This is a genomic window from Enterobacter cloacae complex sp. IR5401 (assembly GCF_049238425.1).
In the GTDB taxonomy this organism is placed as follows: Bacteria; Pseudomonadota; Gammaproteobacteria; order Enterobacterales; family Enterobacteriaceae; genus Enterobacter; species Enterobacter hormaechei_C.
The window spans coordinates 126,939-143,801 of record NZ_JBMKHN010000009.1; the positions used below are offsets into that span (position 1 = coordinate 126,939).

Genomic DNA, 16,863 nt, shown 5'->3' on the forward strand with positions numbered 1-16,863 from the left:
ATTTCCGGTCATTTCTCACATCACATTCACAACTATGCTGCACATCAATCGCTCGCAACATCTTGTTCTGGCCCTGTTTTTGATCCTGCTGTTTTACTTTGCAGCCGCGCCGCTTTCCTGGGCCCGTGCAGACAACGGCAGTGACATTCCCACGCGTGCTGATGTTCAGGCGCAACTCGACACCCTGAATAAGCAGAAAGATCTGTCCGCCCTGGAAAAACTTGTTCAGCAGGACCTGACGGAAACCCTGGAAACGCTGGACAAGATAGAGCGCATCAAAGCCGAAACGGCCCAGCTGAGGCAGAAGGTCGCTCAGGCGCCGGAAAACATGCGTAAGGCTACGGAGGCGCTGAATGCGCTCAGCGACGTCGACAACGACGATGAAACCCGAAAAACGCTTGCCACGCTGTCGTTGCGCCAGCTTGAGTCGCGCGTGGCGCAGCTGCTGGACGATCTGCAAACGGCGCAGTCCGATCTCTCAACCTATAACAGCCAGCTGGTTTCGCTGCAAACCCAGCCTGAGCGCGTGCAGAACGCCATGTACTCCGCATCGCAACAGCTACAGCAGATACGTAACCGTCTGAATGGCGTCACCGTTGGGGAAGGGGCGCTTCGTCCCACCCAGCAAACGCTGCTGAATATCCAGCAGACGCTGCTAAACGCGGAGATTGAACAGCAGCGTAAGAGCCTGGAAGGCAACACGGTGCTACAGGATGCGCTGCAAAAACAGCGTGACTACGTGACCGCGAATATCAACCGGCTTGAGCATCAACTTCAGCTGTTGCAGGAAGCGGTAAACAGCAAGCGCCTGACCCTGACTGAAAAAACGGCCCAGGAAGCGGTCTCGCCAGACGAGACGGCGCGTATTCAGGCCAACCCGCTGGTGAAGCAGGAGCTGGAGATTAACCACCAGCTGAGCGAACGTCTGATCCAGGCGACTGAAAACGGCAGCGCGCTGGTACAGCAGAATATCAAGGTCAAAAACTGGCTGGATCGCGCGTTGCAGGCTGAGCGTAACGTCAAGGAGCAGATTGCCGTCCTGAAGGGCAGCCTGCTGCTGTCGCGCATTCTCTACCAGCAACAGCAGACGCTGCCGTCCGCCGACGAGCTGGAAGACATGACCAATCGCATTGCGGATTTGCGTCTTGAACAGTTTGACGTCAACCAGCAGCGCGATGCGCTATTCCAGAGCGACACGTTTGTTGCCAAAGTGGAAGAGGGCCATTCAGGTGAAGTGAACGCTGAAGTTCACGACGCGCTGTTGCAGGTGGTGGACATGCGCCGCGAACTGCTCGATCAGCTCAACAAGCAGCTGGGCAACCAGTTGATGATGGCGATTAACCTGCAAATCAACCAGCAGCAGCTGGTGAGCGTTTCTAAAAGCCTCCAGGAGATCCTGACCCAGCAGATTTTCTGGGTGAACAGCAATAAACCCATGGACTGGGACTGGTTTAAATCTTTCCCGGAAACGCTGAAATCCCAGATAAAAAGCATGAAAATTACAGTGAACTGGGAGAAAGCCTGGCCAGCAGTAATGATTGCCTTCCTGGCGGGACTGCCTTTGCTGCTCATCGCTGGCGTAATACGCTGGCGTTTGAAATGGCTGAAACAGTACCAGGCGAAGCTGGCCTCGGAAGTGGGGCAACTGCGTAACGACAGCCAGCTGCACACCCCGAAAGCGATCCTGATCGATCTGATCCGTGCTCTGCCGGTCTGCCTGTTGATACTCGCCGTGGGCCTGATCCTGCTGACCATGCAGTTGAATATCAGCGATCTGCTGTGGGCGTTCAGCAAGAAGCTGGCGCTGTTCTGGCTGGTGTTTGGCCTGTGCTGGAAAGTGCTGGAAAAAGATGGCGTCGCCGTCCGCCACTTCAACATGCCGGAAAAACTCACCAGCCACTGGCGTCGCCAGATTGTACGCATCAGCCTCGCGCTGCTGCCGCTGCACTTCTGGTCAGTTGTGGCCGAGCTTTCGCCGCTGCATCTGATGGATGACGTACTGGGGCAACTGGTGATTATGCTGAACCTGCTGCTGATTGCCGTCCTTATGTGGCCGATGTGCCGCGACAGCTGGCGGGATAAAGAGTCCCATAATCTTCGTCTGGTTACCGTAACGGTGCTGGCGATCATTCCGCTGGCGCTGATGGTGCTGACGGCGACGGGTTACTTCTATACCACGCTGCGTCTGTCAGGCCGCTGGATCGAAACGGTTTATCTGGTGATTGTGTGGAACCTGCTGTTCCAGACCGTGCTGCGTGGTTTGAGCGTAGCGGCGCGCCGCATTGCGTATCGTCGTGCTGTTGCCCGTCGGCAGCATCAGGTGAAAGAGGGGGCTGAAGGGGCAGAGCCGCAGGAAGAGCCGACTATCGCCCTGGAGCAGGTCAACCAGCAAACGATGCGTATTACCATGCTGGTGATGATCGCCCTGTTTGCGGTGATGTTCTGGGCCATCTGGTCTGATTTAATTACCGTTTTCGCCTACCTCGACAGTATCACGCTCTGGCAATACAACGGTACCGAAGCGGGCGCTGCGGTAATGAAAAGCGTCACCATGGGCAGCCTGCTCTTTGCGCTGGTGTCGTCAGTGGTTGCCTGGGCGTTGATCCGCAACCTGCCGGGTCTGCTGGAAGTGCTGGTGCTCTCGAGGCTGAACCTGCGTCAGGGGGCGTCGTACGCCATTACTACCATCCTGAACTACGTCATTATTATTGTCGGGGCGATGACGGTATTCGGCTCGCTGGGCGTCTCGTGGGATAAACTTCAGTGGCTGGCGGCAGCGTTGTCGGTGGGTCTGGGCTTCGGCTTGCAGGAGATCTTCGGTAACTTTGTCTCTGGCCTGATTATCCTGTTCGAACGTCCGGTGCGTATCGGCGATACCGTCACCATCGGCACCTTCTCCGGGACCGTCAGCAAGATCCGCATCCGTGCGACCACCATTACCGACTTCGATCGTAAAGAGGTGATCATCCCGAACAAAGCCTTTGTGACCGAGCGCCTGATCAACTGGTCGCTCTCGGATACCACCACCCGCGTGGTGATCCGACTCGGGGTGGCCTACGGTTCAGATCTGGATAAAGTGAAAGAGGTCCTGCTGGAAGCCGCGAAATCACATCCTAAAGTGATGCACGATCCTGCGCCTGACGTGTTCTTCACCACCTTCGGGCCAAGCACGCTGGATCATGAGCTGCGCCTGTACGTACGTGAACTGCGCGATCGCAGCTACACCGTCGATGAGCTGAACCGCACCATTGACCGTCTGTGTCGTGAAAACAACATTAATATCGCCTTCAACCAGCTTGAAGTGCACCTGCGTAACGAGAAAGGTGACGAGCATACGGAAGTGAAGCGCGAGATTAAGGGGGACGACCCTACTCCCGCCTGAATTATTTCCCTCTCCCCACTGGGGAGAGGGCAGGGTGAGGGGGGAGTTTCCCCTCAAAATCCCGCCGCACAATCTCCAGCGCTTTCAGCACCGTCTCAGCCGGGATCGCATGATTCTCCAGCAGCATAATTAAATCGACGGCCAGTTTGACCTCATCGGGGGCATTTTCCAGTGACATCCGCGGCTCCTGTTAACGGGTCAGGCGTTCAATGACGCGTTCAATCTCATCCAGCGCCTGACGGCAGCGAACGATGCGGCCTTCCAGCGCGCTGATTTCACGCATTAATAACTGCTGCTCTTCCAGCGTTTCGCTGGTGTTCAGGCGGGCTTCGCGCTCACGCTTCATCTCAAACAGACGGCGCTCAAACTCCTGGTTCTCCAGCCGCTTGCGCTGCCATTTTCCCAGTCCCGGCGAGGCGCTGTCCCACGCCCGTAGCGGCCAGGCGGCGATTTCCCGGTGCAGGGCGGTGATCTGCTCGGTAAGATGCTCCGCAAGCCACGCGACCTGTTCCTGCTGTTCACTCTCAACCGCGTGGCGAAGCTCGTCGAGGTTGGTCTGCGCTTCAGCAAGATAATCCTGAATGACGGTGCTGCGGGTGCGGAAGAGCTGCCGGTCAAAGCGCGGTTTCAGCGTGGCGTGGCCCATCAGCGGTGTGGCCTGCGCCCGCAGCGCGATCAGCTGATTTTGCAGCCTCTCAAGAAGCAGTGCTGTTTTCAAGGCGCTCTCCAGTGGTAAAGTAGCCGTTCAGTTTGATAACGATTCGCATTATGCAGCGTACTATTTTAATCATCATTGGCTGGCTCGCGGTAGTGCTGGGTACGCTGGGTGTGGTTTTGCCCTTGCTGCCGACCACCCCGTTTATCCTGTTGGCCGCCTGGTGCTTCGCCCGCTCGTCGCCGCGTTTTCACCACTGGCTTCTGTACCGCTCGTGGTTCGGCGGCTACCTGCGGCACTGGCAAAAACACCGGGCTATGCCGCCCGGGGCCAAGCCGCGCGCCATTGCCTTCATCCTGATCACCTTCGCCGTCTCGTTATGGCTGGTGAAAATGATGTGGGTGCGCATTCTGCTGCTGGCGATCCTGGTTTGCCTGCTGATCTTTATGTGGCGGATCCCCGTGGTTGATGAAAAGCAACAAAAGCACTGAAGCCTCATCATGGCGGTTGCAATTATGGCGCACAGCCAGTAAATTCGACCGTTTTCGAGCACAGGTGCGCCTGGTCAAAGGTTAAACAACTGTTACTTTGACCGACTCGTCGCGCGCCGTGAGTAACACTGTTTCATTTAGGCACAAACCGATGACCGCAACTGCACAGCAGCTTGAATATCTGAAAAATAGCATCAAAAGTATCCAGGACTATCCAAAACCTGGCATTCTTTTCCGCGATGTCACCAGCTTGCTGGAAGACCCGAAAGCGTACGCCCTCAGCATTGAACTGCTGGTTGAGCGTTATAAAAACGCCGGGATCACCAAAGTAGTAGGTACTGAAGCCCGTGGCTTCCTGTTTGGCGCACCGGTTGCGCTGGCGATGGGCGTGGGTTTTGTGCCGGTGCGTAAGCCGCGCAAACTGCCGCGTGAAACCATTGCTGAGAGCTATGAGCTGGAATACGGCACCGATCAGCTGGAAATTCACGTTGATGCCATCAAGCCAGGCGACAAAGTGCTGGTGGTGGACGATCTGCTGGCAACCGGCGGCACCATCGAAGCGACCGTGAAGCTGATCCGTCGTCTGGGCGGGGAAGTGACCGACGCGGCATTCATCATTAACCTGTTCGATCTCGGCGGCGAGCAGCGTCTGGAAAAACAGGGTATTACCAGCTACAGCCTGGTGCCATTCCCGGGACATTAATCCCATATCTCACAACCTCGCTCAATGGGTGAGGTTGTGATAGCATTCCCCTCCATTAATTCACCTTCCAGCGTTGCAGAGCCTGCCCATGAGTTATCAGGTGTTAGCCCGTAAATGGCGACCACAAACCTTTGCTGACGTTGTCGGTCAGGAACATGTGCTGACGGCCCTGGCGAACGGCTTGTCGCTAGGTCGCATCCATCACGCCTATCTTTTTTCCGGCACCCGCGGCGTCGGTAAAACCTCTATTGCCCGTCTGCTGGCAAAAGGTCTGAACTGCGAAACCGGGATCACCGCCACCCCGTGCGGCGTGTGCGACAACTGTCGTGAGATCGAGCAGGGGCGTTTTGTCGATCTGATTGAGATCGACGCCGCCTCGCGCACCAAAGTGGAAGACACCCGCGATCTGCTCGACAACGTGCAGTACGCCCCGGCGCGCGGCCGCTTCAAGGTCTATCTGATCGATGAAGTGCACATGCTGTCGCGCCACAGCTTCAACGCCCTGCTGAAAACGCTGGAAGAGCCGCCTGCGCATGTCAAATTCCTGCTGGCGACCACCGATCCGCAAAAGCTGCCGGTCACGATCCTGTCGCGCTGCCTGCAATTCCATCTGAAGGCGCTGGACGTTGAGCAGATCCGCGCTCAGCTTGAGCATATTCTCGATGAAGAGAACATTGTTCATGAACCGCGCGCGCTGCAACTGCTGGCCCGTGCGGCGGACGGCAGCCTGCGCGATGCGCTAAGCCTGACCGACCAGGCGATTGCCAGCGGTGACGGTAAACTTTCCACCGACGCGGTCAGCACCATGCTCGGCACGCTGGATGACGATCAGGCGCTGTCGCTTATTGAAGCGATGATTGCCGCCAACGGTGAGCGGGTAATGACCCTCGTCAACGATGCCGCCGCCCGTGGCATTGAGTGGGAAGCGCTGCTGGTCGAGATGCTCAGCCTGCTGCACCGCGTGGCGATGCTGCAACTGTCTCCGTCGGCCATTGGCGCGGACATGGCGACCATTGAACAGCGGATGCGTGAACTTGCGCGCACCGTGCCGCCGGCTGACGTTCAGCTTTATTATCAGACGCTGCTGATCGGCCGCAAAGAGCTGCCGTTTGCACCGGATCGCCGGATGGGCGTTGAAATGACGCTGCTGCGCGCACTGGCCTTCCATCCGCGCAAGCCATTGCCGGAGCCGGAAACGCCCCGGCAGTCCTTTGCGCCGGTTGCGCCGACCGCGGTAATGTCACCGCAGCAGGTGCCACCGCAACCGGCATCGCCGCCGCAAAACGTGCCGCTGTCGGATGCCACCAGTTCGGTGCTTGCCGCACGAAGCCAGTTGCAACGTGCGCAGGGAGCAACCAAACCAAAAAAGAGTGAACCGGCAGCGCCTGCAAGAGCGCGGCCGGTGAACAACGCCGCGCTTGAACGACTGGCCTCGGTAACGGAGCGCGTGCAGTCGCGTCCGGCACCGTCCGCGCTCGAGCAAAAAGCCCCGGCGAAAGAAGAGGCATACCGCTGGAAGGCGACTACCGTTGTTGAAACGGTCAAGGAAGTGGTCGCCACGCCAAAAGCGCTGAAAAAGGCGCTGGAGCATGAAAAAACGCCGGAGCTGTCCGCGAAGCTTGCGGAAGAGTCCATTGCGCGCGACGCCTGGGCCGCAGAGGTCAGCAAACTGCAACTGCCGAAGCTGGTTGAGCAGGTCGCGCTGAACGCCTGGAAAGAGCAGGACGGTAATCAGGTGCGTCTGCACCTGCGCCCTGGCCAGCGGCACCTCAACTCCCCAGGCGCGCAAAAGGCGCTGGCCGAGGCGCTTACCGCATTACAGGGTGTGCCGGTTGAATTGACTATCATTGAAGATGATAATCCGGCGGTGAAAACGCCGCTTGAGTGGCGACAGGCGATTTATGAAGAGAAGCTCGCGCAGGCGCGCGAGTCGATTATCGCGGATAACAACATCCAGACCCTGCGCCGGTTCTTCGACGCCGATCTGGATGAAGAGAGTATTCGCCCCATTTGATCGTGAGTCTGACTTACGGTTGTAATCCTTAACGTGAAAGAAGAGAGAAGCCTATGTTTGGTGGAAAAGGCGGTCTGGGTGGCCTGATGAAGCAGGCTCAGCAGATGCAGGAAAAAATGCAGAAGATGCAGGAAGAGATCGCTCAGCTGGAAGTCACGGGTGAATCCGGTGCCGGTCTGGTCAAGGTGACCATCAACGGTGCGCATAACTGCCGTCGCGTGGAAATCGACCCGAGCCTGCTCGAAGACGACAAAGAGATGCTGGAAGATCTGGTTGCAGCCGCGTTTAACGATGCCGCTCGCCGTATCGACGAAACCCAGAAAGAGAAAATGGCCTCTGTTTCCAGCGGTATGCAACTGCCGCCGGGCTTTAAGATGCCATTCTGATGCAAACCAGTCCGCTGCTCACGCAGTTAATGGAAGCACTGCGCTGCCTGCCGGGCGTTGGCCCGAAGTCGGCGCAGCGTATGGCGTTTACGCTATTGCAGCGCGACCGCAGCGGCGGGATGCGCCTGGCGCAGGCTCTGACCCGCGCCATGTCAGAAATTGGTCACTGTGCGGATTGCCGTACCTTTACCGAGCAGGACGTATGCAACATCTGCACGAACCCGCGTCGTCAGGAAAACGGTCAGATTTGCGTGGTGGAGAGTCCGGCGGACATCTACGCCATCGAACAAACCGGGCAGTTTTCCGGCCGCTATTTCGTGCTGATGGGGCATCTCTCCCCGCTGGACGGCATCGGCCCGGACGATATCGGTCTCGATCGTCTGGAGCAGCGCCTGGAGTCGGAAACCATCAAAGAGGTGATCCTCGCCACCAACCCCACGGTGGAAGGGGAGGCAACCGCCAACTACATCGCCGAACTGTGCGCGCAGTACGGCGTTGACGCCAGCCGCATCGCCCACGGCGTGCCGGTCGGCGGTGAGCTGGAGATGGTCGACGGCACCACGCTGTCGCACTCGCTGGCCGGACGTCACAAGATTATTTTCTGACCAAACGGAGGCTGCGCGCGCGGCCTCCGCTTGAAAATTTCCCCCCTTATCCCCATCTCTCACTCAACGTTTTACAACCCCATTAAATGGCATTGTTGAGGTCGACTTAGATGAAAGGACAAGAAACCCGTGGTTTCCAGTCAGAAGTAAAACAGCTTCTGCACCTGATGATCCATTCCCTGTATTCCAACAAAGAAATTTTCCTGCGTGAGCTGATTTCCAACGCCTCCGATGCGGCGGACAAGCTGCGCTTCCGCGCGCTGTCTAACCCGGATCTGTATGAAGGCGACGGCGAACTGCGCGTGCGCGTCTCGTTCAATAAAGAGAACCGCACCCTGACGATTGCCGATAACGGCATCGGGATGAACCGCGACGAGGTGATCGACCACCTCGGGACCATCGCCAAATCCGGCACCAAAGCGTTCCTTGAGTCCATGGGCTCTGACCAGGCGAAAGACAGCCAGCTGATTGGTCAGTTCGGCGTAGGCTTCTACTCGGCGTTCATCGTGGCGGACAAAGTCACCGTGCGCACTCGCGCCGCGGGCGACAGCGCCGAGAACGGCGTGCTGTGGGAATCCAAAGGGGAAGGCGAGTACACCGTTGATGACATCACCAAAGCGGATCGCGGCACCGAAATCACCCTGCACCTGCGTGAAGGCGAAGACGATTTCCTGAACGACTGGCGCGTACGCTCCATCATCAGCAAGTATTCCGACCACATCGCGCTGCCGGTTGAGATTGAAAAACAGGAAGAGAAAGACGGCGAAACCGTGGTTTCCTGGGAGAAAATCAACAAGGCGCAGGCGCTGTGGACGCGTAACAAAGCTGAAATTAAAGACGACGAGTACAACGAATTCTACAAGCACATCGCCCACGACTTTACCGACCCGCTGACCTGGAGCCACAACCGTGTGGAAGGTAAGCAGGAGTACACCAGCCTGCTGTACATCCCGGCACAGGCGCCGTGGGACATGTGGAACCGCGATCACAAGCATGGCCTGAAGCTGTACGTGCAGCGCGTGTTCATTATGGACGACGCCGAGCAGTTCATGCCGAACTACCTGCGCTTTGTGCGTGGTCTGATCGATTCCAACGATCTGCCGCTGAACGTCTCGCGTGAAATCCTTCAGGACAGCACCGTCACCCGTAACCTGCGTAACGCCCTGACCAAACGTGCGTTGCAGATGCTGGAAAAACTGGCGAAGGACGATGCGGAAAAATACCAGACCTTCTGGAAACAGTTTGGCCTGGTGCTGAAAGAAGGTCCGGCGGAAGACACCGCGAACGTGGAAGCTATCGCTAAACTGCTGCGCTTCGCCTCTACGCACAACGACTCCTCCGCCCAGACCGTGTCGCTGGAAGAGTACGTCTCCCGCATGAAAGAAGGGCAGGAGAAGATCTACTACATCACCGCCGACAGCTATGCGGCAGCGAAGAGCAGCCCGCACCTGGAGCTGCTGCGTAAGAAAGGCATCGAAGTGCTGCTGCTGTCTGACCGCATCGACGAATGGATGATGAACTACCTGACCGAGTTCGACGGTAAGGCGTTCCAGTCCGTTGCCAAAGCTGACGAGTCCATCGACAAGCTGGCAGATGAAGTGGACGAAAGCGCGAAAGAAGCCGAGAAGGCGCTGGAGCCGTTCATTGAGCGCGTGAAAACCCTGCTGGGTGACCGCGTGAAAGAGGTGCGCTTCACGCACCGTCTGACCGATACGCCAGCCATTGTCACCACCGATGCGGACGAAATGAGCACCCAGATGGCGAAACTGTTCGCTGCGGCGGGCCAGGCCGTGCCGGATGTGAAATATATCTTTGAGCTTAATCCGGATCACCCGCTGGTGAAACGCGCGGCGGATACCCAGGACGACGCCCGCTTTGCGGAGTGGGTTGAACTGCTGCTGGATCAGTCCCTGCTGGCCGAGCGCGGTACGCTGGAAGATCCTAACCTGTTCATTAAACGTGTGAATGCGCTGCTGCTGGCGTAACTGACCACGTCTCCCCTGGTCTTCTCCCTCTCCCCGTGGGAGAGGGCCGGGGTGAGGGCACCAGACCGCACTCTCCCAAATTATCTCCCCTCATTAACCGTTTCAGCCTCCCCGCCTTCCTTGAGCGATACCCGTTCTGGTGGTATTGTTTAGCGCTTTTGAAAAATTGAATCGACATTTGAGGGGATTTTCGCAATGCGTATTATTCTGCTTGGCGCTCCGGGCGCGGGTAAGGGAACTCAGGCTCAGTTCATCATGGAGAAATACGGTATTCCGCAAATCTCTACTGGTGACATGCTGCGTGCCGCTGTTAAATCTGGCTCCGAGCTGGGCAAACAAGCTAAAGACATCATGGACGCAGGCAAGCTGGTGACCGACGAACTGGTTATCGCGCTGGTAAAAGAGCGCATTGCTCAGGAAGACTGCCGCAATGGTTTCCTGCTGGACGGCTTCCCGCGCACCATTCCTCAGGCTGACGCCATGAAAGAAGCGGGCATCAACGTGGATTACGTGCTGGAGTTCGACGTACCGGACGAGCTGATCGTTGACCGTATCGTTGGCCGTCGCGTACACGCTGCTTCTGGCCGCGTTTACCACATTAAATTCAACCCACCTAAGGTTGAAGGCAAAGACGACGTGACCGGCGAAGAGCTGACCACCCGTAAAGACGATCAGGAAGAAACCGTGCGTAAACGCCTGGTGGAATACCATCAGATGACCGCACCGCTGATCGGCTACTACACCAAAGAAGCGCAGGCGGGTAACACCAAATACGCGAAAGTGGACGGCACCAAAGCCGTGGCTGACGTACGTGCAGAGCTGGAAAAAATTCTCGGCTAAGCGCACCTCTCTCACCCGGAGCCCCGGGTGAGAAAAATTCTCATCTTACCTATTGCAGCAATGGGTTTCGTTTAAACGCATTTCCGCTACAATTGACAGCCTATCAAATGGTTAAGAGGCGTGAATGAGTCAGGCGAAAACCGGCATCCTGCTTGCCAATCTGGGCACCCCAGAAGCACCTACTCCAGCGGCGGTAAAACGCTACCTGCGACAATTTTTAAGCGACACGCGCGTCGTGGATACCCCAAGACTGCTGTGGTGGCCACTGCTGCGTGGCGTCATTCTGCCGATTCGTTCCCCGCGTGTGGCAAAGCTCTATCAGTCCGTGTGGATGGAAGAGGGCTCGCCGCTGATGGTGTACAGCCGTCGTCAGGAGAAGGCGCTGGCCGCCCGCCTGCCGGACATGCCCGTTGCGCTCGGCATGAGCTACGGTAAGCCGTCCCTGGAAAGCGCCGTTGACTCTCTGCTGGCGCAGGGCGTTGAACACATTGTGGTGCTGGCTCTATATCCGCAGTATTCGTGCTCCACGGTAGCTGCCGTCTGGGACGAACTGGGGCGCATTCTGGCGACCCGCCGCCGTATACCGGGTATCACCTTTATCCGCGACTACGCCGATAACGAGCTGTACATTCAGGCGCTTGCCAGCAGCGCGCGCGCGTCGTTTGAAAAACACGGCGAGCCGGATCTGCTGCTGCTCTCCTATCACGGTATTCCGCAGCGTTTCGCGAACGAAGGGGACGATTACCCCCAGCGTTGCCGCGATACCACCCGCGAGCTGGTCTCCGCCCTCGGCCTGCCGCCTGAGAAGGTGATGATGACCTTCCAGTCGCGCTTCGGCCGTGAACCTTGGCTGACCCCGTATACTGATGAAACGCTAAAAATGCTGGGCGAGAAGGGCGTGAAGCACATTCAGGTGATGTCGCCGGGCTTTTCGGCAGACTGTCTGGAGACGCTGGAAGAAATTGCCGTCCAGAACAAAGAGTTCTTTATGGAGGCGGGCGGAACGAAATACGAATATATTCCTGCGCTTAACGACTCCCCTGAACACATCGACATGATGGTGTCACTGGTCACCACCCGCCGCTGATCGCGTTACGGGCCGGGTTTGTGCTACCATTCCCGGCCCGTATTCTTTGCACAGTTCAGACCATGAAATTTCCCGGTAAACGTAAGTCCAAACACTATTTCCCCGTCGATGCCCGCGATCCGCTGTTACAGCAAATTCAGCAGGAAAGCGAAACCAGCGCTGCCTGGGTGGTCGGTATCGATCAGACGCTGGTGGACATTGAAGCCAAAGTGGATGATGCGTTTGTCGCACGTTACGGTCTGAGCGCCGGGCACTCGCTGGTGATTGAGGATGACGTTGCTGAAGCGCTGTATCAGGAGCTGGTGCGCGAAAATCTTATCACCCACCAGTTTGCCGGCGGCACTATCGGCAACACCATGCACAACTACTCCGTACTGGCAGACGACCGCTCGGTGCTGCTTGGCGTGATGTGCAGCAATATCGAAATCGGTGGCTACGCCTACCGCTACCTTTGCAATACCTCCAGCCGCACCGATCTGAACTATTTACAGGGCGTTGACGGGCCGATTGGCCGCTGCTTTACGCTGATAAGCGATTCCGGCGAGCGTACCTTTGCCATCAGCCCCGGCCATATGAATAAGCTGCGCGCTGAAAGTATCCCGGAAGAGGTGATCGCGGGCGCGTCTGCGCTGGTACTGACCTCCTATCTGGTGCGCTGCAAGCCGGGCGAACCAATGCCGGACGCAACCATGAAGGCAATTGAGTACGCGAAGAAATACAACGTGCCTGTGGTTCTGACGCTGGGCACCAAATTCGTCATTGCCGACAACCCGGAGTGGTGGCAGGCCTTCCTGAAAGAACACGTCTCGATTCTGGCGATGAATGAAGAAGAAGCCGAAGCGCTGACCGGCGAAAGCGATCCGCTGCTGGCGTCTGATAAGGCGCTGGACTGGGTGGACCTGGTGCTCTGCACCGCCGGGCCGGTCGGGCTGTACATGGCGGGCTTCACGGAAGAAGAGAGCAAGCGTAAAACCCAGCACCCGCTGCTGCCGGGCGCAATCGCCGAATTTAATCAGTATGAGTTCAGCCGCGCTATGCGTCATAAAGACTGCATCAACCCGCTGCGTATCTTCTCTCACATCGCACCGTATATGGGTGGCCCTGAGAAGATCATGAACACTAACGGCGCGGGCGACGGCGCGCTGGCCGCGCTGCTGCACGACATTACCGCCAACGCCTACCACAAAACCAACGTGCCGAATTCCAGCAAACATACCTTCGACTGGCTGACCTATTCCTCGCTGGCGCAGGTGTGTAAGTACGCGAACCGCGTGAGTTATCAGGTGCTGAACCAGCATTCTCCGCGCTTAACGCGGGGGCTGCCGGAACGGGAAGACAGCCTCGAAGAGGCTTATTGGGACAGGTAAAAGTAAAACGGCAACCTGTGGTTGCCGTTTTTAGTGTTTGTTCCCTCTCCCTGCGGGAGAGGGTCAGGGTGAGGGCATCAGGCAGCACAAAACTTACCCCGTTACTGCCTCTTCAACCGGCGGTTTCGTCAGCATTGTCAGCATCGTATTCGCAATCTCACGCTCACCCATCACCACCTGATTCGCGCCGCGCTCGGTGATGTACTCCACTTCGTCATCATAATGGGCGCGGGCAATGATTTCGATATGCGGGCATTTTTCACGGGCTGTGGCGACAATCTCGCCAGCCTCGTAACCGTTCGGGATAGTGAGCAGCAGCCAGCGAGCGCAGTCCAGATGCGCCAGATTCATAATCTCTTCGTTAGCCGCGTTGCCCAGCACCGCGCGGATGCCGCGCTCGCGAAGTTCGTCGACGCGGGTGCGTGACGTTTCAATCACTACAAGTGGAATGCCCTGAGCCATCAGTTTTTCACCCAGCAGGCTGCCGACGCGGCCAAAACCGACCAGCAGCGCGTGGTTGCAGATATCCACCGGGATCTGTTTCTCTTCTTCTGTCGCCTCTTCCAGCGTCAGCTCTTCGAGGGTTTCGGTCTTCTCGAGATATTTCTCCAGCAGGGCAAACAAGACCGGGTTCAACATGATGGAGAGGATCGCCCCCGCCAGCACCAGATTTTGCCCCGCCTGTGGCAGCAGGTTCAGGGCCATCCCCAGACCGGCAAGAATAAAGGCGAACTCGCCAATCTGCGCCAGGCTGGCGGCGATGGTCAGCGCCGTGCGCGGCGAGTGACCGAACATCCGCACCAGGAAGAAGGCGGCAACGGACTTACCAAAGATGATGATTGCCAGCGTACCCAGCACGGCCAGCGGCTGCTGAATGAGGATCAGCGGGTCGAACAGCATCCCGACGGAGACGAAGAACAGCACCGCGAATGCATCCCGCAGCGGCAGGGTATCGTGCGCGGCGCGGTGGCTCAGCTCGGACTCGTTCAGCACCATCCCGGCGAAGAACGCGCCCAGCGCAAAGGAGACGTCAAACAGCTCGACGGCGCCAAAGGCAATGCCCAGCGCCAGCGCAAGGACTGAAAGCGTGAACAGTTCACGCGAGCCCGTGGCGGCGCTGCGGGACATGATCCACGGCACCAGACGGCGGCCCACCAGCATCATGATGGCGATAAACGCCACGACTTTACCGATGGTAATGCTCATATCCAGTGCCAGCGAGGCGAAGCCGATATTCTCTTTTTCCATCATCCCGGCGACGGCGGGCAGCAGAACCAGCGTCAACACCATTACCAGATCTTCAACAATCAGCCAGCCTATCGCGATTTGCCCGCGCTGGCTGTCTATCAGCTGCCTCTCTTCAAGCGCGCGCAGCAGCACCACGGTACTGGCGGTTGAAAGACACAGCCCAAATACGATACCGGTCATGATTGACCAGCCCAGCACCGCCGAAAGCGCCATGCCCAGCAGCGTCGCCACCCCTATCTGGGCGATCGCTCCCGGTATGGCGATCGACTTTACCGCCATCAGATCCTTCAGGGAAAAATGCAGCCCGACGCCAAACATCAGCAGGATCACGCCTAATTCCGCCAGCTCAGGCGCCAGTTTGGTATCTGCGACAAAACCCGGCGTAAAGGGCCCTGCCAGCACGCCCGCCAGCAAATAGCCTACCAGGGGCGAAATACGCAGTTTATTGGCAATCATGCCGAGAATAAAAGCGAGCACAAGTCCACCAACAATGGTGGTGATAAGCGGTGTGGCGTGGTGCATTCCGTCTCCTTTTGCGATGGGTGATCCATTTTTGGTGCAAATACCAAAAAGCCGATTAATAGTTTATGACAATTTTTACGCTTATGTTTATGAATAATTGTTGAAAACACAATAAAAAGGCAATAAGCATGAAAAAAGGCAGATTTTGATAAATTTGCTGAGGGGAGGGAGAGGAAAGCCTTATGGCATCAGGTTATCCGGCTGCCAAAGTTTAACTTTGGCAGCCGTGAAGTTACGCTTTATGACGGTTGTCAGGTAGGAATATGGTCAACATCCCCAGAAGTGGCAGGAAAGCGCAGATTTTATAGACCAGGAAGATGCTGGTGTGGTCGGCAACCATCCCTAAAACGGCTGCGCCAAGGCCGCCCATGCCAAAGGCAAAACCGAAAAAGAGGCCGGAAACCATACCGATACGTCCCGGCAGCAGCTCCTGCGCGTAGACCAGGATGGCTGAAAATGCCGATGCGAGAATAAAACCAATAATCACCGTCAATATTCCGGTCCATTCCAGCGTTGCGTAGGGTAAAACAAGCGTAAACGGTGCAACGCCGAGGATAGAGCCCCAAATCACATATTTACGTCCGATTTTATCCCCCACAGGGCCGCCAATCACCGTGCCTGCCGCCACCGCAAACAGGAAAGCAAAGAGGTGGAACTGGGCGTTTTGTACCGATAATCCGAATTTTTGCATCAGATAGAAGGTGTAATAGCTGCTGATGCTCGCCATATAAAAATATTTCGAGAAAATCAGCACCAGCAGCACGCTGACGGCAAGGATCACCTTATTGCGCGGAAGGGGGTTGGTTATCTTCGCGGCTGGTTTTCCCTTATTTACGCGATGCTGCGCGGCATACCAGCGGCTGATTTGCGCCAGGACGACAATCGCCAGCAGCGCGGCCAGCACAAACCACGCCACGTTGCCTTTACCGTAGGGCGCGATAATCACCGCCGCCAGCAGGGGACCGAGGGAGCTACCAAAGTTCCCCCCCACCTGGAACAGAGATTGCGCCAGCCCGTGGCGTCCGCCGGAGGCCATACGCGCCACGCGGGACGATTCCGGATGGAACACCGATGAACCGGTTCCCACCAGCGCCGCGGCAACCAGTACCGCCTCATAGCTGCCCGCCATGGCCAGCAGCACTAGCCCGCTCAGGGTGAAGCACATCCCAATGGGCAGCGACCATGGCATCGGGTATTTGTCCGTCCAGTAGCCCACCACCGGCTGTAGCAGCGAAGAGGCCAGCTGGAAGGTCAGGGTGATCATTCCGATCTGCACGAAGGTTAATGAGAACTCAGACTGCAACAGCGGGTAGATCGCCAGAATCAGCGACTGGATCATGTCGTTGAGCAGATGAGAGAGACTGATTGCGCCTAATACTTTAAAGGAAGTGCGCGATTTCGGCGGCGACGCCGGAGCGCCCTGGACGGGCTGGGTTGATTCACTGATTGCCATAAATACCACGTCGATTTGTTATTAGAGATGCAGGGAGTAATTATTATCCGACTAACATACCCGTCCGTGACATTTGAAGAAAGTCGCAATTCTGAAAACTTATTTGTCTATTCTTGTGAGTCACT

The 16,863-nt window shown here is 57.2% G+C and carries 14 protein-coding genes and 1 other annotated feature; of the genes, 10 read left to right on the forward strand and 4 right to left on the reverse strand.

Annotated elements, in window-relative coordinates; genetic code table 11:
- The first annotated feature begins 34 nt into the window (after positions 1-34).
- Complete coding sequence (gene mscK / locus ACOTX1_RS14980) at positions 35-3,382, forward strand: mechanosensitive channel MscK (RefSeq protein WP_023315539.1); 3,348 nt, start codon at positions 35-37, stop codon at positions 3,380-3,382.
- Position 3,383: 1 nt separating this feature from the next.
- Here the strand turns inward: mscK and rsmS are convergent, their stop codons facing one another.
- Together rsmS and priC are read right to left on the reverse strand one after the other, a co-directional pair.
- Positions 3,384-3,560 carry a pleiotropic regulatory protein RsmS gene (gene rsmS / locus ACOTX1_RS14985; RefSeq protein ID WP_023315540.1) on the reverse strand — a complete coding sequence of 59 codons (177 nt, stop codon included), beginning with the start codon at positions 3,558-3,560 and terminating at the stop codon, positions 3,384-3,386.
- A gap of 12 nt (positions 3,561-3,572) precedes the next feature.
- Positions 3,573-4,100, reverse strand: coding sequence for a primosomal replication protein N'' (gene priC / locus ACOTX1_RS14990; protein ID WP_022650502.1), 528 nt, complete (start codon positions 4,098-4,100; stop codon positions 3,573-3,575).
- A 50-nt stretch (positions 4,101-4,150) separates the two neighbouring features.
- Here priC and ACOTX1_RS14995 point away from each other — a divergent pair, with 50 nt between their 5' ends.
- The 9 genes from ACOTX1_RS14995 (at position 4,151) to ACOTX1_RS15035 (ending at position 13,515) form a co-directional block, all read left to right on the forward strand.
- On the forward strand, positions 4,151-4,528 hold the full coding sequence (locus ACOTX1_RS14995; protein ID WP_015571246.1) for a DUF454 family protein: 378 nt from the start codon (positions 4,151-4,153) through the stop codon (positions 4,526-4,528).
- A 151-nt stretch (positions 4,529-4,679) separates the two neighbouring features.
- On the forward strand, positions 4,680-5,231 hold the full coding sequence (gene apt, locus ACOTX1_RS15000; RefSeq protein ID WP_000127359.1) for an adenine phosphoribosyltransferase: 552 nt from the start codon (positions 4,680-4,682) through the stop codon (positions 5,229-5,231).
- 88 nt (positions 5,232-5,319) lie between these two features.
- A complete protein-coding gene (dnaX, locus tag ACOTX1_RS15005) occupies positions 5,320-7,245 on the forward strand; it encodes a DNA polymerase III subunit gamma/tau (RefSeq protein ID WP_023315541.1) in 1,926 nt (641 codons plus the stop codon).
- Positions 6,575-6,639, forward strand: a sequence feature (DnaX frameshifting element). It overlaps the preceding gene by 65 nt.
- Before the next feature lie 53 nt (positions 7,246-7,298).
- Positions 7,299-7,631, forward strand: a complete 333-nt coding sequence (locus tag ACOTX1_RS15010) for a YbaB/EbfC family nucleoid-associated protein (RefSeq protein WP_003858972.1) — start codon at positions 7,299-7,301, stop codon at positions 7,629-7,631.
- Entirely contained in the window at positions 7,631-8,236 is a 606-nt protein-coding gene (gene recR / locus ACOTX1_RS15015) for a recombination mediator RecR (protein ID WP_006809843.1), read from the forward strand. Before ACOTX1_RS15010 ends, recR begins: the two co-directional genes overlap by 1 nt.
- A 110-nt stretch (positions 8,237-8,346) precedes the next feature.
- Positions 8,347-10,221, forward strand: coding sequence for a molecular chaperone HtpG (gene htpG / locus ACOTX1_RS15020; protein ID WP_023315542.1), 1,875 nt, complete (start codon positions 8,347-8,349; stop codon positions 10,219-10,221).
- A 195-nt stretch (positions 10,222-10,416) separates the two neighbouring features.
- Complete coding sequence (gene adk, locus ACOTX1_RS15025) at positions 10,417-11,061, forward strand: adenylate kinase (RefSeq protein WP_006809841.1); 645 nt, start codon at positions 10,417-10,419, stop codon at positions 11,059-11,061.
- Between the two features lie 124 nt (positions 11,062-11,185).
- Positions 11,186-12,148 carry a ferrochelatase gene (gene hemH, locus ACOTX1_RS15030; protein ID WP_022650505.1) on the forward strand — a complete coding sequence of 321 codons (963 nt, stop codon included), beginning with the start codon at positions 11,186-11,188 and terminating at the stop codon, positions 12,146-12,148.
- A gap of 62 nt (positions 12,149-12,210) precedes the next feature.
- Positions 12,211-13,515: an inosine/guanosine kinase gene (locus ACOTX1_RS15035; protein WP_022650506.1), complete on the forward strand. Its 1,305-nt coding sequence runs from the start codon at positions 12,211-12,213 to the stop codon at positions 13,513-13,515.
- 93 nt (positions 13,516-13,608) lie between these two features.
- Here ACOTX1_RS15035 and ybaL read toward each other — a convergent pair whose 3' ends face one another.
- Together ybaL and ACOTX1_RS15045 are read right to left on the reverse strand one after the other, a co-directional pair.
- Complete coding sequence (gene ybaL / locus ACOTX1_RS15040; RefSeq protein ID WP_022650507.1) at positions 13,609-15,285, reverse strand: YbaL family putative K(+) efflux transporter; 1,677 nt, start codon at positions 15,283-15,285, stop codon at positions 13,609-13,611.
- A 232-nt stretch (positions 15,286-15,517) separates the two neighbouring features.
- Positions 15,518-16,738 carry an MFS transporter gene (locus tag ACOTX1_RS15045; protein WP_023315543.1) on the reverse strand — a complete coding sequence of 407 codons (1,221 nt, stop codon included), beginning with the start codon at positions 16,736-16,738 and terminating at the stop codon, positions 15,518-15,520.
- Positions 16,739-16,863 lie beyond the last annotated feature (125 nt).

Coding starts and splice junctions, on each gene's coding strand:
- mscK (WP_023315539.1), top strand. CDS start 35: ATGCTGCACATCAATCGCTCGCAACATCTTGTTCTGGCCCTGTTTTTG.
- rsmS (WP_023315540.1), bottom strand. CDS start 3,560: ATGTCACTGGAAAATGCCCCCGATGAGGTCAAACTGGCCGTCGATTTA.
- ACOTX1_RS14995 (WP_015571246.1), top strand. CDS start 4,151: ATGCAGCGTACTATTTTAATCATCATTGGCTGGCTCGCGGTAGTGCTG.
- apt (WP_000127359.1), top strand. CDS start 4,680: ATGACCGCAACTGCACAGCAGCTTGAATATCTGAAAAATAGCATCAAA.
- dnaX (WP_023315541.1), top strand. CDS start 5,320: ATGAGTTATCAGGTGTTAGCCCGTAAATGGCGACCACAAACCTTTGCT.
- ACOTX1_RS15010 (WP_003858972.1), top strand. CDS start 7,299: ATGTTTGGTGGAAAAGGCGGTCTGGGTGGCCTGATGAAGCAGGCTCAG.
- recR (WP_006809843.1), top strand. CDS start 7,631: ATGCAAACCAGTCCGCTGCTCACGCAGTTAATGGAAGCACTGCGCTGC.
- htpG (WP_023315542.1), top strand. CDS start 8,347: ATGAAAGGACAAGAAACCCGTGGTTTCCAGTCAGAAGTAAAACAGCTT.
- adk (WP_006809841.1), top strand. CDS start 10,417: ATGCGTATTATTCTGCTTGGCGCTCCGGGCGCGGGTAAGGGAACTCAG.
- hemH (WP_022650505.1), top strand. CDS start 11,186: ATGAGTCAGGCGAAAACCGGCATCCTGCTTGCCAATCTGGGCACCCCA.
- ACOTX1_RS15035 (WP_022650506.1), top strand. CDS start 12,211: ATGAAATTTCCCGGTAAACGTAAGTCCAAACACTATTTCCCCGTCGAT.
- ybaL (WP_022650507.1), bottom strand. CDS start 15,285: ATGCACCACGCCACACCGCTTATCACCACCATTGTTGGTGGACTTGTG.
- ACOTX1_RS15045 (WP_023315543.1), bottom strand. CDS start 16,738: ATGGCAATCAGTGAATCAACCCAGCCCGTCCAGGGCGCTCCGGCGTCG.